At 36.9% G+C, this 26,434-nt stretch carries 26 protein-coding genes and 1 pseudogene; all 27 read left to right on the plus strand.

All coding sequences use genetic code 11. The features are described 5' to 3' along the window. The first annotated feature begins 19 nt into the window (after nucleotides 1-19). A complete protein-coding gene (locus tag FI644_RS27205) occupies nucleotides 20-298 on the plus strand; it encodes an ABC-2 transporter permease (protein ID WP_252240213.1) in 279 nt (92 codons plus the stop codon). 430 nt (nucleotides 299-728) lie between these two features. Next, nucleotides 729-1,310 carry a DUF4256 domain-containing protein gene (locus FI644_RS22615; protein ID WP_053476021.1) on the plus strand — a complete coding sequence of 194 codons (582 nt, stop codon included), beginning with the start codon at nucleotides 729-731 and terminating at the stop codon, nucleotides 1,308-1,310. Nucleotides 1,311-1,585: 275 nt separating this feature from the next. After that, nucleotides 1,586-1,687 carry a hypothetical protein gene (locus FI644_RS22620; RefSeq protein ID WP_082446578.1) on the plus strand — a complete coding sequence of 34 codons (102 nt, stop codon included), beginning with the start codon at nucleotides 1,586-1,588 and terminating at the stop codon, nucleotides 1,685-1,687. Between the two features lie 146 nt (nucleotides 1,688-1,833). Next, the gene (locus tag FI644_RS22625; RefSeq protein ID WP_053476020.1) at nucleotides 1,834-2,277 is read left to right on the plus strand and encodes a MarR family winged helix-turn-helix transcriptional regulator; all 444 of its coding nucleotides are present in this window, start codon (nucleotides 1,834-1,836) and stop codon (nucleotides 2,275-2,277) included. Nucleotides 2,278-2,328: 51 nt separating this feature from the next. Further along, a pseudogene (locus tag FI644_RS22630) lies at nucleotides 2,329-3,272 on the plus strand (ring-cleaving dioxygenase). A 2-nt stretch (nucleotides 3,273-3,274) separates the two neighbouring features. Next, nucleotides 3,275-4,330 carry an LLM class flavin-dependent oxidoreductase gene (locus FI644_RS22635; protein WP_053476018.1) on the plus strand — a complete coding sequence of 352 codons (1,056 nt, stop codon included), beginning with the start codon at nucleotides 3,275-3,277 and terminating at the stop codon, nucleotides 4,328-4,330. A gap of 180 nt (nucleotides 4,331-4,510) precedes the next feature. Then, the gene (locus FI644_RS22640; RefSeq protein ID WP_053476017.1) at nucleotides 4,511-5,077 is read left to right on the plus strand and encodes an NADPH-dependent FMN reductase; all 567 of its coding nucleotides are present in this window, start codon (nucleotides 4,511-4,513) and stop codon (nucleotides 5,075-5,077) included. A gap of 611 nt (nucleotides 5,078-5,688) precedes the next feature. Beyond that, on the plus strand, nucleotides 5,689-7,194 hold the full coding sequence (gene speD, locus FI644_RS22645; protein ID WP_056684640.1) for an adenosylmethionine decarboxylase: 1,506 nt from the start codon (nucleotides 5,689-5,691) through the stop codon (nucleotides 7,192-7,194). Between the two features lie 275 nt (nucleotides 7,195-7,469). Then, nucleotides 7,470-8,348, plus strand: coding sequence for an alpha/beta hydrolase (locus FI644_RS22650; RefSeq protein WP_056684637.1), 879 nt, complete (start codon nucleotides 7,470-7,472; stop codon nucleotides 8,346-8,348). Nucleotides 8,349-8,816: 468 nt separating this feature from the next. Further along, on the plus strand, nucleotides 8,817-9,626 hold the full coding sequence (locus FI644_RS22655; protein ID WP_056684635.1) for a CPBP family intramembrane glutamic endopeptidase: 810 nt from the start codon (nucleotides 8,817-8,819) through the stop codon (nucleotides 9,624-9,626). Nucleotides 9,627-9,709: 83 nt separating this feature from the next. Next, nucleotides 9,710-11,968 (plus strand): ATP-binding protein, encoded by a 2,259-nt coding sequence (locus FI644_RS22660; protein WP_142108845.1) that lies wholly within the window; start codon nucleotides 9,710-9,712, stop codon nucleotides 11,966-11,968. Continuing rightward, nucleotides 11,883-12,557, plus strand: coding sequence for a response regulator transcription factor (locus tag FI644_RS22665; RefSeq protein ID WP_245637787.1), 675 nt, complete (start codon nucleotides 11,883-11,885; stop codon nucleotides 12,555-12,557). The genes FI644_RS22660 and FI644_RS22665 overlap by 86 nt, the downstream gene beginning before the upstream one ends. A gap of 215 nt (nucleotides 12,558-12,772) precedes the next feature. Continuing rightward, nucleotides 12,773-13,486, plus strand: coding sequence for a response regulator transcription factor (locus FI644_RS22670; protein ID WP_053476011.1), 714 nt, complete (start codon nucleotides 12,773-12,775; stop codon nucleotides 13,484-13,486). Beyond that, complete coding sequence (locus tag FI644_RS22675) at nucleotides 13,483-14,640, plus strand: sensor histidine kinase (protein ID WP_142108846.1); 1,158 nt, start codon at nucleotides 13,483-13,485, stop codon at nucleotides 14,638-14,640. The genes FI644_RS22670 and FI644_RS22675 overlap by 4 nt, the downstream gene beginning before the upstream one ends. Before the next feature lie 127 nt (nucleotides 14,641-14,767). After that, nucleotides 14,768-17,008 (plus strand): poly(ethylene terephthalate) hydrolase family protein, encoded by a 2,241-nt coding sequence (locus FI644_RS22680; RefSeq protein WP_053476009.1) that lies wholly within the window; start codon nucleotides 14,768-14,770, stop codon nucleotides 17,006-17,008. A gap of 27 nt (nucleotides 17,009-17,035) precedes the next feature. Further along, nucleotides 17,036-17,473, plus strand: coding sequence for a GNAT family N-acetyltransferase (locus tag FI644_RS22685; protein WP_053476008.1), 438 nt, complete (start codon nucleotides 17,036-17,038; stop codon nucleotides 17,471-17,473). Nucleotides 17,474-18,220: 747 nt separating this feature from the next. After that, complete coding sequence (locus FI644_RS22690; protein ID WP_053476007.1) at nucleotides 18,221-18,712, plus strand: arsinothricin resistance N-acetyltransferase ArsN1 family A; 492 nt, start codon at nucleotides 18,221-18,223, stop codon at nucleotides 18,710-18,712. A gap of 106 nt (nucleotides 18,713-18,818) precedes the next feature. After that, entirely contained in the window at nucleotides 18,819-19,622 is an 804-nt protein-coding gene (locus tag FI644_RS22695; protein ID WP_056684626.1) for an arsenite methyltransferase, read from the plus strand. Between the two features lie 147 nt (nucleotides 19,623-19,769). Beyond that, nucleotides 19,770-20,219: a MarR family winged helix-turn-helix transcriptional regulator gene (locus tag FI644_RS22700; RefSeq protein WP_053476005.1), complete on the plus strand. Its 450-nt coding sequence runs from the start codon at nucleotides 19,770-19,772 to the stop codon at nucleotides 20,217-20,219. A gap of 52 nt (nucleotides 20,220-20,271) precedes the next feature. After that, nucleotides 20,272-21,336: a flavin-containing monooxygenase gene (locus tag FI644_RS22705; RefSeq protein WP_053476004.1), complete on the plus strand. Its 1,065-nt coding sequence runs from the start codon at nucleotides 20,272-20,274 to the stop codon at nucleotides 21,334-21,336. A 31-nt stretch (nucleotides 21,337-21,367) separates the two neighbouring features. Continuing rightward, nucleotides 21,368-22,753: an NAD(P)-binding domain-containing protein gene (locus FI644_RS22710; protein WP_053476003.1), complete on the plus strand. Its 1,386-nt coding sequence runs from the start codon at nucleotides 21,368-21,370 to the stop codon at nucleotides 22,751-22,753. Nucleotides 22,754-22,826: 73 nt separating this feature from the next. Beyond that, nucleotides 22,827-23,024: a hypothetical protein gene (locus FI644_RS22715; RefSeq protein ID WP_053476002.1), complete on the plus strand. Its 198-nt coding sequence runs from the start codon at nucleotides 22,827-22,829 to the stop codon at nucleotides 23,022-23,024. A 453-nt stretch (nucleotides 23,025-23,477) separates the two neighbouring features. Then, entirely contained in the window at nucleotides 23,478-23,636 is a 159-nt protein-coding gene (locus FI644_RS26515) for a hypothetical protein (protein ID WP_181758140.1), read from the plus strand. A 6-nt stretch (nucleotides 23,637-23,642) separates the two neighbouring features. Further along, nucleotides 23,643-23,993: a GNAT family N-acetyltransferase gene (locus FI644_RS22720; protein ID WP_142108847.1), complete on the plus strand. Its 351-nt coding sequence runs from the start codon at nucleotides 23,643-23,645 to the stop codon at nucleotides 23,991-23,993. Nucleotides 23,994-24,315: 322 nt separating this feature from the next. Next, nucleotides 24,316-24,660 (plus strand): ArsR/SmtB family transcription factor, encoded by a 345-nt coding sequence (locus FI644_RS22725; protein WP_053476000.1) that lies wholly within the window; start codon nucleotides 24,316-24,318, stop codon nucleotides 24,658-24,660. Nucleotides 24,661-24,674: 14 nt separating this feature from the next. Then, nucleotides 24,675-25,973, plus strand: a complete 1,299-nt coding sequence (locus FI644_RS22730; protein WP_142108848.1) for an arsenic transporter — start codon at nucleotides 24,675-24,677, stop codon at nucleotides 25,971-25,973. Between the two features lie 21 nt (nucleotides 25,974-25,994). Further along, nucleotides 25,995-26,414, plus strand: coding sequence for an arsenate reductase (thioredoxin) (arsC, locus tag FI644_RS22735; RefSeq protein WP_056684610.1), 420 nt, complete (start codon nucleotides 25,995-25,997; stop codon nucleotides 26,412-26,414). The last annotated feature ends 20 nt before the right edge of the window (nucleotides 26,415-26,434 follow it).

The raw sequence follows: 26,434 nt of genomic DNA on the forward strand, positions 1-26,434 counted from the left end.
TGCAATTATTACTGTTACCTTGTTTTGTTCGATATCCTTTCCTTTAATTTTTAAGTACGGCTTTTTAAAATCTAAAATGGCAAACTTAATTATTTTCTTTGTTTTTGTTTTTGGTGGAACTGGATTGGTAAGTTATTTAAGTAAAAACAATAAACTGATGTTGAGCCAGGACATAGTCACATTCATCAGTAATAGCTCAGATATTGAACTTTTACTGATATTAGCAGTTCCACTCGTTCTCATTCTAATTTGCTCATATTATATTTCACTAGCTTTTTATAGGAAAAGAGAATTTTGAAGCAAAAAGAGAGGTGAGGAACTACAAAATATTCATTCGGTTAACGAACCTTCTCTATCGGAGGAAATGTTAAGGTATACTCTCGAAATGAAATATTAACTCAGCAAATGGCTAAGACTATTAGCAATGGGGGTTTGTAAATTCCAATGAGGATTAACACACTTTTTTCATTGTTCTAGTAGGTGATTCATGCAGCAAACGCCATTCACGCTAACCGAGGTTATAAGAAAAAGCATATATAGGTTCAGGCTTATTCTGCAGGGCATAAATACGAAATATTATACGCATTTCAAAAATAATTTGTTTTGAGGTAAAATTAATTAGGCTTGTTTGATTTTTATATTTAAAAAGGTTGATAATCTCCTGATTTCTTAGGTGTTTCAGAAAAACGATCTATTATTATTAGTAAAAAAATAAGGAGGAAAAGAACATGACTGAGGGAAATAAGGACGACAATAAAAAAGAGATGTCACTAGAACAACACGAAGAATTACTTAAAGTGTTGAAAGCTCGTTTTGAAAAAAATATGAACCGCCATAAAGGTCTTGAATGGGCTAAAATCCAAGCAAAGCTGGAAGATAATACAGAAAAACTGTGGTCGCTCAATGAAATGGAAAGAACTGGCGGAGAACCGGATGTTGTTGACCATGATGAAAAGAAAGACGAATACATTTTTTATGATTGTTCAGCGGAAAGTCCTTCAGGCCGCAGAAGTGTTTGTTTCGACCGTGAGGCCCTGGAGTCAAGAAAAAAACATAAACCAGAAAATAGCGCTATTGATATGGCAGCTGACATGGGCATTGAACTTTTAACCGAAGATCAATATCGAGCGCTGCAGAAACTTGGAAATTTCGATAATAAAACGTCGAGTTGGGTGCAAACGCCCACTGATATTAGAAAACTCGGCGGTGCCCTTTTTTGCGATTATCGTTTCGGGCACGTCTTCGTGTACCACAACGGAGCAGACTCTTACTATGCTGCCAGGGGCTTCCGTGGCTCGCTAAGGGTCTAAATCTTGCATAGAAAGCTAAATTTGAATTTAAGAATGGATCACTAAGGGAAAGACTATATTTTCTTTCTTTATAATTATAATAATAAAAAAATGGTATTTAATTAAACAAAAAACCGTCATTTTGATTAATCTTTTTTCAAAATAACGGTTTTTTAATTGAAATTGTATACGGAGAGAAGGGAGATTTTTATCATTTTTTTTGACCAAAAAGTACCTACAAACGTGCTCATGGTGTCGTAAAAAGTTCTGATAGCAAGCGACTCTATGAGACAAATATGTTTGAAAACACGGTGACGATTATCGATACAGAACAAAATAAAGTAATTGATACAATTGAAATCGGGGAAGTACCTAATGATATCAGTATCTTGAAATAAGGAATTTTAGATATTGTACTAGGAGGAAAATCTAATTCTAATAGATTTATGGAAAATAATAAAGTGTTTCGAATTTGAGATATTTTTCTTGCAATGTCATCAATTGAGTGGTAAAGTGATTATGACGAAAGGGAGTGATAAACAATATGCAAAAAAATACTCGCGGGTCATTAATCTGGCTGCGGCTTACTCGATTCACACATCAAAGTAATTTATTATCAAATGACTTTTTAAAGCAATTTGATTTAACAACTGCACAATTTGATGTTTTAATGCAAATCTCAACATATGAACCATTAACACAAAGTGAGCTTGCTGAGAAAGTCACAGTGACACAAGGTGGTATTTCGCGTATGCTCGCTCGACTTGAAAAAGAAGGACTCATTGAACGCAAGCAAGAGTGGAAAACGAAAACGATCTCGTTAACGAATAAGGGACGCGAAAAACTAGAAAACGCCTTTGAGGATCAGCTTGAGTTTCAATCCTCATTCTTTGATGAGTGTTTATCGGAAGAGGAACAAAAAATGTTGTATTTGCTCATGTCACGTGTACAAAAAAATAGTGAAAAAAAGAAATTGCCGAACAGGTAATTTTTTTACTTTATCACTTGACTATTCAAATGATAATAGGAGGAAATACTTATGATTACAATTCCTGGACATCATCATATTTCAATGATTACAAAAAATGCAAAACAAAATAATTACTTTTATCGTGATGTACTTGGTTTACGGCGTGTGAAAGTAACGGTAAACCAAGATGATCCGTCGATGTATCACTTATTTTACGGAGATAAAACAGGAAGTGCCGGCACAGAGTTATCATTCTTTGAGATCCCACTCGCTGGACGCACATATCGAGGCACAAATGCTATCACCCAAATCGGTTTGCTTGTACCAACAGAAGCGAGCTTAATCTATTGGAAAGGCCGTTTTGAGGAATACGGCGTACAACACAGTGACATCACAACGTATGCCAATAAACCAGCCCTTCACTTTGAAGATTCTGATGCCTTCGTATGGTACTACTTGTGTCGAGCGTTGAGAAAGCCCGGCATTGGGAAACGTGGGAAAAATCAACCGTTCCAATAGAATATCAAATTCAAGGGATGGGCTCCGTGGAAATGACGGTGCGCCGACTCGATAAACTAGCGGATACACTTACTCAAGTTTTTGGCTATATAGAAGTATCACGTATGAAAAATGAAGCAATTTTCCAATCGATACAAGGCCAAGTATTTGGAGAAATCGTTGTGAAATCTTTAGACGGTCCTTCTGAAAAACCAGGACGTGGCAGTATTCATCATTTAGCCATTCGTGTTAAAGATGAGGTAGAGCTTGCTTACTGGGATAAACAAGTACGAGCACGAGGTTTCCAATCGTCGGGCATTGTGGATCGATTCTACTTTAAGAGCTTATACTTCCGCGAATCAAATGGTATTCTATTTGAAATTGCTACAGACGGACCGGGTTTTACAATCGACGGTGACATCGAAACACTAGGAGATAAATTAGATTTACCACCGTTTTTAGAAGGTCATCGTGCTGAAATTGAAGAAAAGCTACAACCAATTGAGGGGGATTAATTATGGAACAATATCGAATCAATCCATCAAAAGGCATGGAATTTGGACTGTACTCGTTGGGAGACCATATTCCCAACCCAATTACAGGTGAGCGTATTTCAGCCGGGCAACGAATTAATGAATTAATTGAGGCAAGCAAGCTTGCAGAACAAGCTGGTATTGATGTATTTGGTGTTGGTGAAAGTCATCAGACATACTTTACAACTCAAGCTCATACCGTAGTTCTTGGTGCCATAGCACAAGCAACAAGTAAAATTAAAATTACAAGTTCTGCAACGGTATTAAGCGTATCAGACCCTGTACGTGTGTATGAGGACTTCGCCACAATCGATTTAATTTCAGACGGCCGTGCTGAAATCGTTGCAGGTCGTGGTTCTCGTGTTGGCGCTTATCACTTACTTGGGATTGATTTACAGGATTATGAGGAAATTTTCGAGGAGAAATTAGAACTTCTCAAAAAAATAAACGAAGAAGATCATGTTACATGGCAAGGCGAATTCCGTGCTCCATTACAAAATGCACATATTCTGCCACAGCCAAAAAATGGCTCACTTCCCATTTGGCGTGCTGTCGGTGGGCCACCTGCGAGTGCCATTAAAGCCGGCCATATGGGAATTCCAATGATGCTGACTACATTAGGCGGACCAGCAATCAACTTTAAGCACTCAGTTGATGCATATCGTGAGGCAGCTGAACTGAGTGGCTTTGATTCAAAATCATTACCAATTGCAACAACAAGCTTGTTCTATGTAGCAAATACAACTAAAGAAGCATTGCAAGGCATGTATCCACATATCAATGGTGGATTCCAGGCGATTCGTGGTAGTGGCTACCCTAAACAGCAATTTGCCCAAGCACCTGATACACGTGACGCATTAATGGTGGGCAGCACACAACAAATAATCGAAAAAATCCTATATCAAAATGAACTTTACGGTATGCAGCGTTTTATGGCACAAATTGACTTCGGTGGCGTCCCTTTTGAAAAGATCATGAAAAACATCGAAATCATCGGGAACGATATCATTCCAGCTATCAAAAAATATACAGCCAAATAATGGGGAGAGAACAACATGAAAACCCTCGCACGCAGGTCCAATCGTAGGCATGAAAACAAATACAGTAATTGAAGATAGTGGGTTACAAAAGATAGAGTTTTTTTGTCATCGAAATCATCACAAACAATTTCATTCTAGCAATCAAAAAAACATTTAACCATTAGAATAGAGGCGAATAACATGAAAATTGTAGCATTAGCGGGATCTATCGTCGGTTCAAAGACAAAAACAGCCATGCTTAAAACAGTTAAAATGCTTAAACAAAAGTACCCTGAGCATGAAGTCATACTTTTAGATTTAGCAGAATATACAGTGGAATTTAGTGATGGACGTAATTACTTTGAATATGAAGGGGATACAAAATACGTTACAGAGACAATAATGGCAGCAGATGCCCTTATCATTGGGACACCAACATTCCAAGCATCCATTCCGGCAACACTCAAAAATATCTTTGACTTGCTACCGGTTAACGCATTCCGTGACAAAGTTGTAAGTAGTGTTGTGACAGCTGGTACAGCGAAGCACTATTTAATGGTGGAGCAACAATTAAAGCCAATCTTAGCGTATATGAAAGCTCATATCGTTCCAACGTATGTATTTATTGAAGAAAAGGACTTTTTACGTAAAAAAATTGTAAATGATGATATCCTTTTCCGGTTAGAACGCCTAGTCGAAGATACAGTATTAACAGTTGAAGCCTTTGAGTCCATCCGTGCGAAAAAAGACGAAGAATATGATTTTTAAAGAGAACGGCAATAGGGCATTAAAAACATAATTAACCTGTGTCATTCTGTCAATCTTCAAACCAGCTGAATTACATCTTAATAATGTGAATCTTATGCTAGACTAAGTGATTGCTTGGAGCGGCGCATTAAAAAGCATAAGGTAAAAGCAACTATATATAAGCAAATAGGAGGATAATAATTTATCCTCCTTCTTGTGCATTAGGCTGTAGAATCAAGCATGCAAGGCAATAGACGAATCATTATTGACAATGAAGGAAATAAAATCCAGATCACCAATTTATACATTTCCAAGCAAATATTATACTATCAACTTATGATTTACGAAATATTTGAGAAATTTTTTTACATATTATATAGTAGAAGTACTATTTTATTAAAGGGTGAACTTTTTGTTAATTGTAGAATTCTAATCTGAATCAACATAATAGCTTAATTTTGTCGAACAAACCACCCGTCCGGGGTGTTATTTGTTGTACAAAAAAAGCAAGATTAGAATTAGGTAGCTTCTTATAAACATTAGGCGCGACTAATTTTAGTCGCGCTTTTTCTATTCGTTGATTCAGACAATTTTAATTTTTCACATATTAAAATTGAGAGGACGAATCTACAATGCAAAAACAATTACAACAAATTACAGCTGATATGCAGCTTGAAGAACATTATCACACATTAGAAAAAGCTCTACTTGCTTTATATTTCCATAAAAATTGCACAACTAAATCTTTAGCTCATACGACAGACTTACCAATACCTATCGTTTCAGCAATGAAGAAAGAATTTGCTAAAAGAGGTTGGGGGAAACATAGCTTAACGAAAAAGGGCCAGCTTGCTGTCTCGCAATATTTTCAACTCTCAGGTGCTGATGCTAAACTCTACCTTCAATTAACGACCGATGATGCATTTCGTACAGAATGGATTACTCAAAATATAAGTGAATTAAGCACTATTTATGACGCTAGACCTACAGCTGACGTGGCAATTGATCAAGCAAAATGTACAGTTGAGACGGCCTTAAAACGTGCATTGCTTGCACTAGACTATACGATGCTATTCAATAAGCGTATTTTGTGTTTAGGCGACGATGATTTCATCAGTGTTGCATTAGCGTTTTTACTAAAGAAAATTGCTCCATTTTCTACAACTGAAATTGTTGTGTTAGATATTGATAGACGAATTTTATGTACGATTTACAAAATAGCTAAAGACTATGAATTACCGATTAAAACAGATTATTATAACGTTCAGGAGCCTTTGCCTAAAACATACGCCCATCAGTTTGATTGCGTATACACAGATACACCGTATACCTTAATTGGCGCACAGCTTTTTTTATCACGTGCGATTAACGCACTAAAGCCAGAAGCAATGCGACATGTGTTTTTTTCCTACGCTAAACGTAGCTATCAAAAGCAGTGGCAACTACAACAAAGCTTACATGCTATGGGCTTCGTAATTGAAAGTATTCAATACGACATAAACACCTATGAAGGTGCACAGATTTTAGGTGCTACTAGCCAATTATTCGTATTACAAACAACAGAGCAAATGAATTCCTATATTCCTAATCAGCGTAAATTTACGCGACCAATTTATACAGGAGAAATTGAGCGGAAATCCGTTGTTTATCAGTGTATCCATTGTCAGCACGCACTTACAGTCGGCGCTGGCTATCAGTACACCACGATTGCCCAACTTCAAGCAAGTGGTTGCCCGAATTGCAAAAATAAAAAGTTTTCACAAATTAAGAGAACAGTACAAAAGATACAATCCCAGCATGTATTAGGGCATCATATTTTATTAGAGTTGCATGATTGCAATGATGCATTACTCAATGACGTGCAAAAAATTAAAACGATTATGTGCCAAGCTGTCCATAAAGCAAAGGCAACAATTGTGGCCGAACATTTCCATCATTTTTTACCTTACGGGGTTAGCGGTGTAGTCATTATTCAAGAATCACATTTAACGATTCATACGTGGCCAGAATACCGTTATGCTGCAATAGATATTTTCACTTGTAACAGTAAATTAGCCCTACAAGAAGCTGTTCAATATATTACTGAGGAATTTAATGCAGGAAATGCCACACAACAATACCTGCATCGGGGTAAATAGAAGAATTGCAAGGGCTGTCCATAAGTCCTTAAAATGAAACAGGAAAAAAAAAACAAGTTGTTTTTCTTTTCCTGTTTTTGTATTTTCACTTGATTGAAACGAACGTTTCTGGGGTATTTCAGCAAATTTAGATTGTAACGATAATACAGAAAATTAATTTTTTGGACTTTTAATAGATGTTAAAGAAACATAAGTGTTTAACAAAGATAGTAAATTATGGTATTTTTGTTTTATAGATTCATACATTATTAAACTATCCAGGGAGAGTGGTATATGTGTTTGAGTATGAGCGTTCTTTGCCTTTAGATTTTAAAGAATTTTCAATTATTAGGAAGGATGGTTATACAGTCAGGGATGTATCCTATTTAAGCCCACTTGGTGGGAACGTACCTGCTTATTTAGTTGTTCCAAATAAAGAAGGACAGTCTTTTCCAGCAGTCGTTTTTTTGCACCCCGGTCAAGGGAATCGAGCGACTTTTTTATCAGAAGCTGAGGATTTGGCTTCGAAAGGTGTGATTTCTCTATTAATTGACGCACCTTCTATGCGAAAGGCTCCTCCCCAGGATTTGTCTCAAGAACAGGTACTAACCCTTATTGTAGAGGGGGTAGTTGACATTCAGGGATACATTCAGACTGTAGTAGACCTTCAAAGGGGTATTGACCTTCTTTCAAGTTTAGACAATGTTGACTCTGAACGACTTGTATATGTTGGGCATAGCCTGGGAGCCACTTGGGGTGGAGTGCTTGCTGGAGTTGATGAACGTATTAAATCATACGTTCTTATTGCTGGGTTCTCTAGTGTGTCCAAGTGGCATAAAACAAGTGAACACCCATTAGCAGTTTTGATTCGTAATAAGTTATCGAGAGAACAATTTAATAAATTTATTTCTGAATTGGAGCCATTGGATGCAGTTCATTACATTAAAAAAGCTGCACCTGCATCACTGTTCTTTCAATTTAGTAGTAATGACGAATTTATATCGAAAGACCAAGCGAATACATATTACACTGTTGCAAGTTCACCGAAGGAAGTTGCTTGGTATGAAACTGACCATCTTTTTACAGAGTGCGATACTGCTTATAGAGAGCGATTGCAATGGATTATGGGACAATTTGGGCTTGATTCTTATAATCATTTACAGCCTGAAAGGTAATAAGTTTATTTAATTAAACAAAATTGAACAAAAATCTCAACAAGTGGATGAAGTAAACTTCATCCTTTTTTCTTGAACTAACTAGTGCGTTAGTTCAACAAGGACTAATCTATTTCTTATTATACTTTTATAGTTCTGACCTTCAGCAAAATGGCGCTATCCTGTGGCAAGTTTTAAAAATAAACTATAGTCATTAATATCTTGTTAATTTATTTGGCGATTTTGTAAATATTTTCAATATAATTAATGGAGAGTGATTAGTATTAATCTTGGTAGCAATTTATTGAACGAAGTTTGAGCATAACAATAGAGCGATACAGTTCTTTGCGTGAACACGCAAAAATAATGCGTGGGAAAACTGAAAGTTGACGGCCAATACGGATTCTGTTGACAGCGAATTCCGCTATGATCAATGAGTGTACTAAGGGGATTAACACTCATTTTGAGATTGTATGGAGGGATGTTGTCATGTCCAAGGTCTACTATAAATTTGTTAATTTTTTCAACTTGTCCGATCCGAACTATGTCGGTTTTGTGCGTAAGTTTGAAGCCAAGACAAAGAAAGAAATCTCCTTCTACTTGTTTCTTGGCTTGTTACCCGGTCTGATTGCATATTTGTTCATCTATCCGCTTCGAGAGTTGATGATGGCATGGACCGGCTTATCAGCTCACTATGTGCAGTTATATGTTCTCGTCCTAATGAGCGCTGGCTGGCATATGCTTGTTCCTTTCCTGATGCTGCGTTATAAGGACGGACTCTCATTCAAGGAATCGTTCGTATACTTAGGTTTTGCCAGACTTGATTTGAAAGGGCTGCTGCTCATCTTTCCGATTTTGACAATTCTATTCACGTTTTTAGCGTTGCCTTATGTAAAATACGTCTATCCTCCGTTGTTTGAATGGTTGAATGGATTCCCAGCTTTCCATATGGGGGAATGGCATGTTTTTTATCAAGGGTATTACGACCCGAACTTTCCCTTGCTGTTGTTGCTAATTGGCCTAATTGGCAACTTTATTGGCGAGGAAATTTATTTTCGAGGCTATTTACTCCGTAAGGTTGGACGCCTCAAACTTGACTGGCTATGGATTGCGATTATTTTTCAGTTCTATCATATGTGGCAAGCACCAATCAACTGGGCGTACGTTCCGTTAGCTGTAATTATCCCGGAAGAAATCTTAGTCAAGTTGCGGAAAAATATTTATGGGGCTATCTTGCTGCATCTGTTCGTCAATTTTTTATGGGGAATGATTAATATGTATTTGGTTGGTGTGCGATAAGCCCTAGTTTGTTATGTACCTTAGCTTTTATGAGCGACTTATTGATTTTTTAGAGTATTACATTCGAAGAGAGGTGATGCAATTTGCCGGAAATTGCACACAAATATAATTTGGCAGTATACAGCTCAGCCTTGTTATTCCTGCTTGTTGCGGTCTATATTCATGCCATCACATTAAAAAACCCATATACTGGTTTAATGTTCCGCGAAGATGGGGGCACCTGGGTCGTTACATCCATCGATCCGGCCGGTAAAGCGAGAGAGAACGTCCATATCGGTGACAGACTTCTGTCAGTTGACGGCCAAAAACCAGAAGTGATGAAGCTCGGTGATCGTGCTTATTTGAAGCGATTGGGGGCACTTGAATTTGAGCGTGAGGGTTTGAGTCGCTTCGAATTGAGCATCGACGCAGGAATGCCAGATTTGTATAAGAGTTTGTTTGCAGCCTGCGCGGAACTGTCGCTACTCGTTATCGGACTGGCTGCTTATCGGAACAAGCCTGAGTCCTATATGGTGCGCCGCTTTTATGCATTAAACGTATTCATGGCGGCGACGCTGCTATCGGTCTATTCGACAGAGATGGTGCTAACTGGACTGATGTTGCCTGTCGTTGCAAGTTGGTTGCCTTACCTGCTGTTTGCCTTCTTCGTTGCCTTCGTGTTTCGTACGGTCCCAGGGTGGATTGGTTTAGTGATGGCTGCCTACAGGGTATTGGCTTCCTTATTCGCCGTATACGCTTTACTGGTTTTCTCGCTGGGGGACATCCCAGGGTGGACCCGAAGCGCTCTTAATGCAGCTCTGATTGGTACATTACTTGCCATATTAGTAATTGCTATCGTATATTGGCGCGGGATGGATCGAGCTGAAAAAAACCGGTTGCTGACATTTGTTACCGCGTTGACATTTGGCCTGATGCCCTACCTGTTTCTGTATGCACTCCCCGACCTGCTATGGGGGGAATACATAGCGTTGCCAGATATGACATTGGCCGGTCTCGTTATCCTTCCTGCTTCCATACTATGGCTGTGGACTAGACAAAAGCTGCTCGACATCCGCTTCTATCTTCCCAGTTTAGTTATTCATGGTTTGTATGTTGGGCTTGCGACAATCCTGATTGCGGCTCTTATCCGTTCTAGTGCATCTTTGCTAACACTTACATTGTGTGGCGCGTTCGTTGGCCTGACATGGCTGCATCGAATCGGCCTTGATAACTTCAAACGGCAGCGGGAGAAACGGGAAAATCGTCTGGAACGACAGCGCTTGGAGATGTCGATAAGGTTCGCCGAGCATCGAAATAGCCGTGATCTACTACGAATGCCAACAGAGCTTGTCCATAGTGTGACAGACATTGAGGGACTTTGCTTCGCTTGGAAGCGGGGAAGTGAACCAATTTTCTATGGAACAGGGCCATTTGTCGAGATGCGGGAGTTAACCCATTTCCGTCAATCCGACCTGAGTGTTTTTGCACAAGTGATGGGTCTTGTGCAGCCAGACGGAATGGTCATTGGCTATTTGGGACTTGGTTCAAAAAAGAATAATACATCCTTTACACCAGAAGAGCTCGGCTTAATCGACAAAGTAAGGCTGGAAACCGTCCGTCTACTAATGGGTGCTGCCCTACTCGACGATTTACGAGAAGCGAAAAGTGGGTTACCAAAGGAAACCACGGAATTCAAAATGCTTGAGGCACAGCAGGCAGAGCGGGTTCGAATGTCATATTACTTGCATGATCATGTTTTGCAGAACCTAATCTTTCTTGCACGCGATTTAGAAGAATTACACGATACCGAACAAAGTGACAAGCAGTTGACTGCCGTCTGGTTGAAATGTTTGTATGATACGCAACGCGATATCCGAATGCTGTGTGATCATTTATACCCGCACATCATCGATCAGGCAGGGCTAGATGCAGCGCTGCTCTGGCTCGCACGCACAGTTAAGGAGAATGGAGGCCCTGCTATCAAATTGGAAAACAAACTGCCCGTTACGTTGCCTTCGTTATACAAGATGACGCTATTTCGCATTGTGCGTGAACTTGCTAATAATACGGTCAAGCATGCGAGGGCACAGAAGCTAGAGATTCGGTTATGGGAGATGGATGATGCGTTCTACGGACAAATTATCGATAACGGCATTGGATTCGATCCAGCAAATGTGAGCGGGATTCGGTCCGATTCTCAAGGATTCGGACTTGTCACGATCAGCAGTCAAATCGCCCAATTTGGAGGAGACATCGAAATTGATTCAGAAGCTGAACGTGGAACGATTGTGCGCATTAGGCTGCCGAAACAGGGAGGTGAAGCAAAATATGGAGCAACCAATCAAGGTGTTATTACTAGATGATCATCCGCTTGTCATGGAGGGATTGAAGAATCGGCTGGAGCGTGAGCAGGATATGCTGGTCGTAGGGACATTCAATGAACCGCACGTGTTGCTTAAACGTATCGGTGCTCTGAAGCCGGACGTCGCCATTATTGATATTTCAATGCCAGGTATGACGGGGTTCGACTTGGCAGTAGAAATAAAGAGGACTTACGATATGGCAATCAAGTTGATCGTGCTGTCAGGTTATGTCTACGATGAGTATGTGCATAAAGCGTATGAGATAGGAATTCACGCTTATTTATCTAAACAGGCGACCTATCCACAAATTATAAACGCCATCCGGCAGAGTATGCTTGGGCTGCGGATTGTACCGGAGAAAATGACTATATTACCGAGAGCTGACCAATTGACACCGACAGAGAAGAAAGTACTAAAGCGAGTCGCACTGGAGAAGACAAATAAGGAAATTGCTAGGGAGTTAGCGATGAGCCAGCGCACGGTAGAATATCATATGGCTGCTATTAACCGAAAACTTGATGTGAAGACGAGGGTTGGAGCAGTAGCAAAGGGTTATGAGATAGGATTGCTAGAACGCTTGTATGACTAAAACTGGCATAGAAGGGAGTCCGCCCTTAATTATAATGTCAATTTTGTGGCGTAGCGGGTTGATGGTGAATTGAAATTCAATTTTGGGTAATTTTAAAAAAAATGTTCAGTTCAGATATCTACTAATCTTTCATTTATCTTACAATACACACATCTAAAAGGAATTGAAGATTGAGAAATAGAATCCATTAAATGAAATGTGAAGGAGGATAGACTATGGTCAAAACGATAATGATAGTTGATGATGATCCTGATATTGTAGACTTGTTAAAACTTTACTTAAAAGCGGAAGGATATATTACATTAGAAGCGTTAGATGGCAAAACAGCTTTCGATGAGTTGAAAAATCACGCGATTGACCTTGCTATTATTGATATAATGATGCCAAACATCGATGGTTACCAATTGCTGCAAATGATCCGTCAAGAATATAAAATCCCTGTTATTTTACTATCAGCCAAAAGCCAAGACTTCGATAAAATAACAGGATTGAAATTAGGAGCAGATGATTATATTTCTAAACCATTTAGTCCTTTAGAAGTAATTGCTAGAATTCAAGCCCAGTTACGGAGGTTTTATGAATTTAATGACTCATTTTCTGCTCAACAGCCCTCTCACCTGAAGTTAGGGCATTTACTTTTGTCCCACAGCGAATGTGTATTATATATCAAAGACAAACCGATTCCACTCAGTGCTCGAGAATATGAACTGTTAAAACTCTTGATGAGTGAACCGGGACGGGTCTTTACAAAAAAACAAATTTTTGAACGTGCATGGGATGAGTATTATATCGCAGATGACAATGCAATAATGGTTCAAATCAGCAGAATTCGTGAAAAGATTGAAAAATGTCCTAGGAAACCGGTATATATAAAAACCATTCGCGGACTTGGTTATCGGTTTGCCAAGAAAGATGAGCTGATTCCATGAAATCAAAGAATCGCCTTCAGCGGATGTTAATTATTACATATAGTTATTTCTTTATTATAATTGCTCTTATTGCTGCCTTTTCATTGTTTTTATTAAATGAGCAGATTCTTAATTATTTTGCGGACATTACCCATGAAAACGATACAGTTCTATCTGAAACGGTTAACACTATGGATGGTCAGGATAATCAAAACCACGAACAGGACTTTTACAAAATGCTCTTGCAGACTCTTCTTCTCTTTCTCTCTTTATTGACGATTGCTGTATATATTTTTGGAAAATGGACGGCATCCAGGCTTACCACGCCACTTCGTTCAATTGCAGATGGCATCCAAGACATTGCTCGTGGTCAATACAATAAACGACTAAAATTTAAAGCAAGTTATGAACTTGCCCAAATCCAAGACGATTTTAACACCATGGCAGAAAAACTAGAACGAATGAAAAAGGAAAAGCAACACCTAGAGGAAAACAAGCAACGTATGCTTGTGGACCTCTCTCATGATCTAAAGACACCGATTACCACAATTAGAGGTTATATCGAAGCGATGGAATTAGGGCTAATTAATGAAGACGACCGACGGCAGCGAATTTTACGTTTAATCTCTGATAAAGCAGAGCTTCTATCAATACTTATTGACGACATTTTTGCTTTATCTAAACTGGATAGCCCTCAGTATCCTTTTAACTTTCAAATAGATGATATAGCCGAATTCACAAGAGAAATCGCTGCAGAATATTACGAAGTATTTGCAGAAAAAAAATTTATCTTTCAATTTGATATCCCTAAAGGCGAAATCAATTTTCCATTTAACTATACATGGTTATACAGAGCTATATCTAACATTCTCTCGAATGCATTAAAATATAATCCACAAGGTACAACCGTGCAATTGAAGCTTTCGACAACGGTAAAAGGCGTTAAAATTTATATTCAAGATGACGGGGTGGGCATTCCACTAGCTATTAAAGATAACATATTTGATGCTTTTGTTCGCGGGGATCAGTCGCGCAAGAGCGATGGTGGTACAGGGTTAGGACTTGCGATTGCCAAACAAGTTATCGAAAAACACGGTGGAAATATTACGCTGACATCGAATGGCGGGACAAATTTCATACTTTTCTTGCCAAAACATGCTCTAGCATCCAACTAATTTATTTTTCTAAATATACATGCATAAATGTAAGATTATTGAAAGACAGATGAAAGCAAGTAGAAAGAGTTATCCTGTAACCTACAATAGAGTGTTTTTTAAAAGATTGTAGGTAGGGGGATGAAAATTGGAAGTATTAAAAAAGAAACTCACATATTTTGTTAGAGAGTTATATGCAAAACGAAAGCGTATTGAGCCATTGTCATTTGGCTGGAAAGGTGCAGCCATTTCTATAGGTACTTTCGCATTTCTACTTATTTTGATTCAAGGAAAGTTTTTATTAGATCAGCGCAGTTTATTAGACTTCACTATTGGAATACTTATATTTATTTTATTCGTAGCACTCTTAAGTGGGGTTATCACTCTCTTATTATATGGAGTCAAAAAAATTCCTAGCCGTTATATATGGGTACTGTTTAGTTCACTTATATTTCTCTTGTTCTGCTTTTTCGGCCCTTTAAATTTAGCTATCCCATTTATTCTAATAGTAGCGGTTGCCGTTTCCTTATGGGGTGCACTACTATACAAATGGTTAAAGGGCAGTTATAGAAATGCAAAAAGAATTAAAAAAGTTAGCGTCCTCACTTGTTTATTTATGTTGACTATCGGCATAGGCGTATGGAGTTTTTGGCTGATTCACCCTGGGGAAGCGACCACTCCAGAAGTTGTATTAAAGAAGCTGAAAACATCGAATCGGTATGACAAGGCCTTGCTTAATAATCCAGCGAAACCAGGCAGCTATCCAGTTATGAAGCTCACTTACGGTAGTCCAAATACTTATCGGGAAGAATTTAACCAAAAAAACTCTCTATTAACTAAAACAGTAGATGCTAGCGATTATGTAGAAAAGTGGTCTTCTATTCGCACTAGAACACTTGGTTTTGGACCTGATACAATGCCGTTAAATGGGCATGTATGGTACCCAGAAGGAAAAGGAGATTTTCCTTTAGTAATGATTGTTCATGGAAACCATTTAATGACTGATTACTCTGATACAGGTTACGAATATTTAGGGAACCTTCTTGCGAGCAGAGGCTATATAGTCGTATCTATAGATGAGAATTTTCTAAACGCTTCACCTTACAATGATTTGTTTTTGGTCAGTCCACTAGTGAATGAGAGTCCAGCGAGAGGTTTATTATTACTGGAACATTTACAGACGTGGAAAGAATGGAATAGTACTAAAAATAATCTATTTTATCAAAAGGTGGATATGGAACAAATTGCATTGATCGGGCATTCCAGAGGTGGAGAAGCTATTGCGATTGCAGCTGCTTTTAACGAAATGCAACACCCGCCTAATAACGGAAATATTCAATTTGATTATAACTTCTCTATCCGCTCACTCATTTCTATTGCTGGAATAGATGGTCTATATTTACCTGCTGGAAAACCCATTCCGTTAAAAAACGTAAATTATTTGGCACTGCAAGGGGCGCATGATATGGATGTAAACAGCTTTGACAGCACTAATCAGCAAAACCGGATTTCCTACACTAATAAGGAAGATTATATGAATGCTTCCGTCTATATTTATGGAGCTAATCATGGACAATTTAATGAAGAATGGGGACGACGCGATGGAGCTGGAACAGCTAACCAACTCTTTAATCTAAAACAAATTATGCCGCGCGATCAGCAAGAAACCATCGCTAAAGTATTGATATCGGCTTTTCTAGATAGTACGTTGAAAGAAAAGAAACAATACAAAGAAGTATTTAAAGATTTAGGTTATGCTAAAGAGTGGCTTCCTGACACGCTGTATATCAATAATTATTACGATTCACAAACATCTTTAATTGCTGCGTATAACGAAGATATTGATCTAAACACAACCACTGTCCCAGGCGGCAAACTGTCAGGTGAAAATTTAAAGGAATGGAAAGAAGAAAAAGTCAAAATGAAATTAAAAGAGGCTGATTACAGTGCTGTGCATTTAGGTTGGGAATCAAATGACTCCCCTCCGGCATCTTACACAGTGACACTGCCTGATAAAGGGATTGAGTTACAGAAAAATGATTCTATAGTATTTTCTCTTGCAAATGATGGAAAGGCAGTGAAAAAAGAAAAGCTAATTGATTTTACAATCACTTTAGAAGATAGCGACGGTGAAAAAGCAAGTCTGCCTCTTCATCATATTTCCAAATTACCACCAGCAGTAAAGGGGAGATTGCTGAAAAGACCTTTTTCTAATATAGGCAATATTACAGAACCGGTATTTCAGCATTACGCTTTTTTATTAAATGATTTTAAGGACGTGAATCCTCAGTTTGATTCTTTGAAATTAGCAAAAATACATTTTCATTTTAATTTAACGAAGCAGGGGAAGGTTTTAATAAATAATATTGGTATTAGGAATGAAAAATGATGTGAATATGAATTGGGGGATTTAAATTTGATTAGTTTAAGATTGATTGACCAAAATAATTGGGAAGAGTGTATAAACCTGAAGTTAAAGCAGGAGCAGCAAGGTTTTATCGCTTCAAATTTATATTCAATTGCAGAAAGTAAATTTTCTCCACAGCTAGAGATTAAATCAATTTATTGTGAAGAGAAGCTAATAGGTTTCGCAATGTATGGGATAGATTCAGACGATCAAAACTACTGGATATATAGATTTATGATTGATGAGCGTTTTCAAGGACATGGATATGGAAAGAACGCAATGAAGCTAATTATAGAAGACATTGGGAGTAGAGATGATTGCACGGACGTCATATGGCTTGGCTACCAACCTGAAAATGAACAGGGTAGAAGACTATATGCAAGTGTAGGTTTTGAAGAAGTAGGAATGGCTCCATGGGGAGAAATGTTAGCAAAATATAGTTTTTAGTTTGAAAAGCAACTTATACCTAGAGGGCTTTTAAAATTGTTTAGTTTATGAGAAATCTAGCAATTTGTTTAAATAAAAGAAGAGGGTTACACTCAAAGAAATGGTTATCTGTGAATGTGCTTTTATATTTAGAGTTTAGAATTCATTATTGTGCTAGGTGCTAATAAAGTGTTCAAAACACCAGTTGCAGCAGTTTTAAGTCTTCAAAATTTATAACCAGATTCACATTTAAAAGTGTGTATCTGGTCTTTTTTTTTATGTAGCATTAAATTTTAAGGAATAAAGATAAAAGGATCCTTTTGATGTCGCTCGGGACGCCGACCGTTTACACTAATTAAAGCGCTGATATAGCCGTACTTATCGTAGGTACTTTTATGTCAACCGTTGACGAGTGACACAAAAGTACCTACTATTATATGAAATGACATAAAAGTACCTACAAACTTGCTAATAAAAGAAAGATATTAATTTAACAGGTTTATCTTTATTCAAAGTCTTAACCAAAACATATTAATTAATTCTTTCTTTGCGTATACTCCTGTTAGCAAATTATATTAAGAATTATTAGCATAAAAATACTTGAAATTTAAAGATACCTATAAAACTTCCTTATTCACACTTCTAAATTCATATTTACACATTTTCATTTTTATCGAATTATCTAAAAACAATACTTGCAAATTGCAAATTATTAATGTATATTTTTTATAAGCAAAAAGAAAATTTTGCACTAGTTAGGGGGATTGGATGACTATAATCAGGGATGCATTTATAAAGGATATCGGTTCTATACTTAACATTTATAACGAGGGTATTGAAGACAGAATCGCAACTTTAGAAACGGAAACAAAGGATTTATCATACATGCAAGAATGGTTTAACAACCATAAAGGTCGCTTCAAAGTACTTGTAGCTGAGCAAGAGGGGAATATTATCGGCTGGTCATCGCTAAACCAATATAATAATAGGTGTGCATTTGCAGGTGTAGCAGATTTGTCTGTATACGTTGCAAGAGAATACAGGGGAAAAGGCATTGGAAAATTACTACTAACAGCAATTGAGGAATGTGCTAAAGAAAATGATTTTCATAAAATAGTGCTCTTCACATTTCCATTTAACCAGTTGGGGCAAAGTTTGTATCATAAAAAAGGGTATCGTGAAGTTGGTATATTTGAAAACCAAGGAATACTTGATGGGAAATATGTAGATGTAATGGCCATGGAAAAGTTATTGGTTTGATTAATAGTTGCAATTTACAATTAGTTACTATAAAAAATAGAAGTGCTTACTAAAATAACAGCGATTAATACAATTTAGATAAAATTTATTAAAGGGTGGGTTTATTATGAGTGAAGTGCAAAACGATAAAATTCGTAATAATGTTCGTCAAAATTATAAAGAGATTGCATTAAGAGTAGTTAGTAATGATAATTGTTGTGCACCGAGTTGCTGCACACCAGAAGAAAATCAAAACATTTCTATTGAAGAAATTTCCAAAAAAATGGGCTACACGACAGAAGAATTAAAAAATATTCCAAACGGAGCTAACATGGGATTAGGTTGTGGAAACCCTCAAGCAATTGCAGAATTAAAAGAAGGGGAAACTGTTCTTGACCTTGGTAGTGGCGGAGGTTTTGACTGCTTCCTGGCCTCACCAAAAGTAGGGGATAAAGGTAGGGTAATTGGTGTCGATATGACTCCAGAAATGATTACCAAGTCTAGAAACAATGCTGAGAAAAGTCAATTTAATAATGTGGAATTTCGATTAGGAGAAATAGAAAACCTGCCAGTTGCTGACTCCTCCGTGGATGTGATTATTTCAAACTGTGTTATCAATTTATCACCAAACAAAAAAAGAGTATTTAATGAGGCATATCGTGTTTTAAAAGAAGGTGGTCGATTGGCAATTTCCGATGTTGTTATGACAACTGAGTTACCAGAAAAACTACAAGCTGATATCCAATTGTATTCAGGATGCATCTCAGGAGCATCTACGGTTGATAATCTTGCTGATCTAATCAATCAGGCTGGCTTTAAGAATATAGCTATTATTCCAAAAGATGAATCAAAAGAATTCATCAAAGAGTGGGCACCAGATCATAATGTGGAAGAGTATATTCTTTCTGCAATAATAACAGCAGTTAAGTAATTAAATTTAGATAATTAGTAAATAGCTTACCCTGACACGAGTGGAAATGGGGTAAACTTACCTGAATTTGCTCGTGTTTTTCTTTCCAATAGAATTTGATATTTATTACAACTCATTGTTGTTTGAATACAAAAGAGGTGAAAAATAGTGGGAAATCTCCGTGAAATGTTTCAGATCATGACACGACGGTTTGGCTTGTTAGATAAAAATTGTTGCAGTGTTGGGGGCTTTGATATTTCAATCATCCATAGCCATATTCTTTATGAGATCGATAATCAGCATAATCCATCAATGCAGCAAATTGCAGAATTATTAGGAACAGATATTACCACCTTTAGCCGCCAAGTCCAATCATTAGTTAAAATGAATTTGGTAAAAAAGACGCCACTCCCGGAAGATAAAAGAGTCTATATCCTATCACTTACAACTGAAGGGAAGTTTGTCGCGACAACGATTGATCAGCAAATGAATACTTACTTGAATGATGTATTTTCTCACATGAATGAGTTTGAGAAAGAGACAGTAATTCGGTCTATTAAGTTATTAAATGATGCAATGGTAAAAACAAGCAATTGTTGCACTATTCCATTGAGGTGAAAACCTCAAAATAAATACTTGTAATTTGCAAATAAATTTCAAGGAGGATCAAATGAATAAAATTTGGGATGCGATTGTAATTGGTGGAGGACAGGCCGGTCTTGCTACGGGCTATCATTTACAAAAAAGTAAATTGCAATTTTTGATATTAGAATCAGAAGAAAGGGCTGCTGGTTCATGGCCAAAGTATTATGACAGTCTCAAATTGTTTTCGCCAGCACGATTTTCATCTTTACCGGGTATGAAAATTCCAGGGGAGCCTGAACGTTACCCGACAAAGTCAGAAGTTATTAGCTATCTTGAAGATTATCAAAAATATTTTAATTTACCCATAGTAAAGAATTCGAAGGTAATATCTGTAGTACAAGAAAACCATGTGTTTACGATACAAACAGCATCAGGTAGTAAGTATAAATCTAAAACAATCATAAATGCGACAGGATCATTCAATAATCCATTTACTCCTTCTATAAAGGGACAGGAGTTATTTATGGGAAGAACCATACATTCAGCAGATTACCTAACACCAGAAGCTTTTACTAATCAAAGGGTTGTAGTGGTGGGTAGTAGAAATTCTGCAGTACAAATTGCAATTGAATTGGCAGATGTAAGTAATACTACGTTAGCTGTACGTCACCCGGTCAAAATAGTTAGTCAAAAAATATTAGGTAGAGACTTGCATTTTTGGCTTAGAATTATTGGTTTTGATACTTTTCCATTTTGGAAGTTCGGCAAAACGGTACCTACTTCAGATTCAGTTATTGATTCAGGAAATTTTAAAGAACCATTAGATAATGGAAAACCGGATCAGAAGCAAATGTTTACTTCTTTTTATTCAGAAGGAGTGATTTGGGCAGATGGAACAAAAGAACCGGTGGATACGGTCATATTTGCAACTGGATACCGAAGTAATTTTCCGTATTTATTGGAAGTGGAGGCTCTTGACGCAGAAGGAAACCCAATGCATGCAGGGGGTGTAAGTAGCTCTACTCCAGGACTTTATTATGTAGGAATAGAAGGTCAACGATCATTTGCTTCTGCAACATTAAGAGGAGTCGGTTCTGATGCACGTTATGTTGTTAGAAAACTGTTAGCCTATATAGAAACTCATAAATAAAATATAGCATAAAGAAAAGAGGAGAAGGAAAATGACAAATTTAAATAATCTATTAGTAAATGTAAACGGATTTTGTGCTCCACAAGAAAGATCCCTTAACACTAAGTCAGAAAATAATAATGAAAAAGAAAAACTACCAGTAGCTATTATTGGCGCCGGTCCTGTTGGTTTGGCTGCTGCAGCTCATTTAGTTAGTCGGGGGCAGACGTTTATCTTATTAGAAAGTGGCAGTCAAGTAGGTGCAAACATATTGACTTGGGGCCATATCCGATTATTTTCACCATGGCGTTATAACGTTGATAAAGTAGCAAAGAGTTTACTGGAACAGAATAATTGGACACATCCAGAATTAGAAAAATTGCCAACAGGGAAAGAACTCGTAGAACAATATTTAGAACCACTTTCAAATCTTAGCGAATTTCAGCCTTATATTCAATTAAATACTAAAGTTGTATCTATTGGTAAAAAAGATACAGATAAAATGAAAACACTTAATCGAGAAAATATCCCTTTTATTATTCATACAGAATCTAATGGAACATATAAAACGTTTGAGGCAAGAGCTGTAATTGATGCAACGGGAACTTGGGGGAATCCAAATCCAGCTACTTCAAGTGGGGTGTGGCTTAATGAGGAAAAATCACTCCATGAACAAGTATTTTACGGAATCCCCAATATATTAGAAAAAGAAAAGAAACGTTATGCTAATAAACGTGTTGCAGTTGTTGGAGGTGGACATTCAGCTATAAATGCGTTATTGGATTTAGCAAAACTTAAGGAGACGTATGATAAAACGGAAATTATATGGATAATGAGAAGGAAGCGTGTTGAAGATGCGTATGGTAGAGAAGAAAAGGATGCATTAGCTGCACGCGGTGAATTAGGAAGTCGTATCCATAGTTTAGTAGATGAACAGAAGATTAAGGTAGTTACTCCTTTTAGAATCCAAGAGGTAAGAAAAACTCAGGAAGGAATAATGATTAAAGGACATAAGGATAATGAGGAAAGCATTCTTAATGGGATTGAAGAGATAATTGTAAATGCAGGGAGCCGACCAGATTTAACTATTTTAGGAGAAGTTAGAATAGCAATTGACTCAGCTACGGAAAGTGTTGAAGCATTAGCTCCACTTATCGACCCGAATATCCACAGTTGTGGAACCGTTCGGCCACATGGAGAAAAGGAATTGCGCCAGCCCGAAAAAGATCTATATATAGTTGGAGCGAAAAGCTATGGACGTGCTCCAACATTTCTAATGGCGACAGGATACGAACAGGTAAGATCAATTGTAGCCTATCTTAGTGGGGATGTTGAATCTGCAGAAAAAGTGGAATTGGATTTACCTGAAACTGGTGTGTGTAGTGTAAACTTTAACGAGAAAAAATCTGGTTGTGATAATTCAACGTCATGTAATTAAATTGATATAGGGAAACTCATTGTTTCCCTATATCATATAAAATAAAGATTATCGAGTGATGGGGGAAAATAAAATGACCATTAATCATGCAGGAACTCTGGGGAAAGAATACTTTATTTCATATATAAAATTAATTATGAATGCTTGTGGATGTTCTGTGGATGAAGCGAAAGAGCAAACATTTAAGCGCTTGTTTAATAGTCAAGAAGAAAATATGGGACGAGAAACGTTCAAACAATTTTTGAATGCCTATAAGGAATTACAAGGATGACCATCATAAAAATCCCAATTTACCTATGAATTATAAAGAGAAATTGGGATTTTTTTATAAAAGCCCTAGTTACATCAGCAGTATTTAATGACGGGGGCAAACAACATAACCGAAACTCCAACGAAACAGCTGACAGCGCCAACCCAATCATTTTATACAGGGAGCATTTTTATCATTGCTCACCCCCATATTACGATAGGACGATAAGTACTCCATCTTCATAAAAGCTACCAAGGGAAGGAGTGAAATGTAGTAATTGCACCTAGATTAAAAATTCTGTGTTGAATATGCAGGATTTATTCTTGTTCCACAATAGGTCCAGATTGTTGAACAAAGAAGGAGTTAAATAGTCATTCTTGGAATTTCGTTAAAGAGTAAGGGTGAAGAAGGATTTAGGTACTTTTCACAGAATACTTTAAAATAATTTCTAATATTGAAGGAAAGTGAAAAGTTATGAATATCGGACTAATTGATTTTGAAAACAATGGGCTGGATTTGTATGTTCGTGTAGTGAATTTAGAAAATGACAAGGATACTCTTATTCGATTTAGGAAAGATACCGAAATTAATAATGTTGGAACATCGGATAATTTTGATTTTAATGCTTACTGAAATAGAGTGAGTGAAAGAGTTAATAAACTTCCTATTGGTCAATTAGTTATTGAAAAGGATAATATTCCAGTGGGACAAATGGGGCTTGGTATTACGGATCACGAAGGTATCGAAATTGGTTATATAGATTTACTCTATCTAATACCAGATTATCGTGGAAAAGGTCTTGGCAAGGTTTTGATAAGATATGCGGATAAATTTTTTAGGGCAATGAATATATCCGAATATCATTTGAGGGTATCTTCTAATAATAAAATAGCTATAAATTTATATAGCCTTTCAGGAATGGTCAAAATAAAAGAAGAATACGTTGAAAATGAGAAGTATCCCGTATGGAGAATGAGAAAAGTATTGTAAATTTTTGATTTATTAAAAATTAAAATAAAACTGCTGAATATCGAGTCCATTTTGATTTTTTATCAAAATGGATTTTTTTATATTTACCATAAATAACAGGTTTTAAACAAACTTTATTTCAAAGCAACATTGTTTTTATAAAAAATAATTGCAGGAAATACATAAGTGTTTTATTATATAAGTAAATTGTTATATGTTTATTGAATATTATTTATATTGGATAGTAACAGGATTCCATTATAATACTAAATTAAATGTACACATCTATATTTAATATAAGTAAATTATTATGTGTTTATAATAAGAATAGGAGGTGCTTTTAATGCAACAAACGCTTATCAATATTACAAATGCTTCGACAATCCTAAAACTTTTGGGCGATAAAACTCGGCTAACAATGGTGAAAATTTTAGACTCTCATGATTGTTGTGTTTGTGAATTTGTTGAAATGTTTAAAACAAGTCAGCCTGCAATTAGCCAACATTTAAGAAAGTTAAAAGACTTAGGAATCGTGAAAGAAACGAGAAGAGGACAATGGATTATCTATTCTTTAAATAAAGAAAGTGAGTATTATCCATTGGTGCAAAATATTCTTCAACACCTTCCTAATCAGGATTTTAAATTAAAAGAACTAGAAAAACAGGGTTTACGCATCTCTTGTGAGTGATAGGGGGGAACATATTGTCATCAATTATTTTAGCATCAGTGATTTTTTTAATCACACTTATTTTAGTGATTTGGCAACCTAAAGGATTATCCATTGGTTGGTCTGCTTGTGGGGGAGCGATCCTCGCTTTAATTATTGGAGTTGTTGATTTTAAAGATGTAATCGATGTGACATCTATTGTGTGGAATGCAACGTTAGCATTTATTGCTATCATCATTATTTCATTAATTCTTGATGAAATTGGATTCTTTGAGTGGGCAGCTCTTCATATGGCAAGGGCTGCTAGAGGAAATGGAGTAAGGATGTTTGTCTATGTTTCTGTACTTGGAGCATTAGTGGCAGCATTCTTTGCGAATGATGGAGCTGCACTGATATTGACTCCTATTGTTTTAGCGATGGTTCGAAATCTAAAGTTCAATGAAAAAATGGTTTTTCCATTTATTATCGCAAGTGGATTTATTGCGGATACAACCTCGCTTCCACTAGTAGTTAGTAACTTAGTAAATATTGTGTCTGCAGATTTCTTTGGGATAGGATTTGCGGAGTTTGCTTCAAGAATGATAATTCCTAATTTCTTTTCATTGGCAGCAAGTATTTTGGTTCTCTTTCTCTATTTCCGTAAAAGCATACCAAAGAATTACGATATGTCACAGTTGAAAAAACCTGTGGAAGCTATTCGGGACAAAAATATGTTTCGGTTATCTTGGATCGTGTTAGGGATTCTGCTAGTTGGTTATTTTGCTAGTGAATTTACAGGTATTCCAGTATCTATTATCGCTAGCATCGTAGCAATCTTTTTCCTTATCATGGCAAGAAGAAGTCAAGCAGTAAATACTCGCACTGTTATCAAAGGGGCACCTTGGGCGATCGTCTTTTTCTCAATTGGTATGTATGTTGTTGTTTATGGATTAAGAAACGTTGGTCTGACTAACATCTTAGCCGACCTAATTCAAGTAACTGCAGACAAAGGTTTATTTGTTGCAACAGTAGGAATGGGATTCATTGCAGCTATTCTTTCTTCAATTATGAACAATATGCCAACTGTTATGATTGATGCTCTGGCGATTGCTGATACAAGTACAACTGGGGTCATTCGCGAAGCTCTAATATATGCGAATGTTATTGGTTCAGATTTAGGACCTAAAATTACACCTATTGGCTCTCTAGCAACATTATTATGGCTTCATGTTTTATCCCAAAAAGGGGTTAAAATATCTTGGGGAACCTACTTCAAAACAGGTATTGTTCTAACCATTCCAACACTATTTATTACATTAGTTGGCCTATATATATGGTTGTTGATTATTCACTAAATAATAAAGGAGAAATACTTTATGTCTAAAAAAACAATCTACTTTTTATGTACTGGAAACTCTTGCAGAAGCCAAATGGCAGAAGGATGGTCAAAGAAGTACTTAGGTGAGGATTGGGATGTATACAGTGCAGGAATCGAAGCACACGGTTTAAATCCGAATGCAGTTAAAGCAATGAAAGAAGTTGATATTGATATTTCCAATCAAACATCCGACATAATTGATCCTAAAATATTAAATAACGCTGATTTAGTGGTTACATTATGTGGGGATGCAGCTGATAAGTGTCCGATTACACCACCTCAAGTAAAACGTGAACACTGGGGCTTTGATGACCCAGCAAAAGCAGAAGGCACAGAAGAGGAAAAATGGGTATTTTTCCAACGTGTCCGTGATGAAGTTGGCGAAAGAATCAAGAGGTTTGCTGAAACAGGAAAATAAACAAATAAATAACCAAGAGG

Source organism: Cytobacillus solani, assembly GCF_006704205.1.
In the GTDB taxonomy this organism is placed as follows: domain Bacteria; phylum Bacillota; class Bacilli; order Bacillales; family Cytobacillaceae; genus Cytobacillus; species Cytobacillus solani.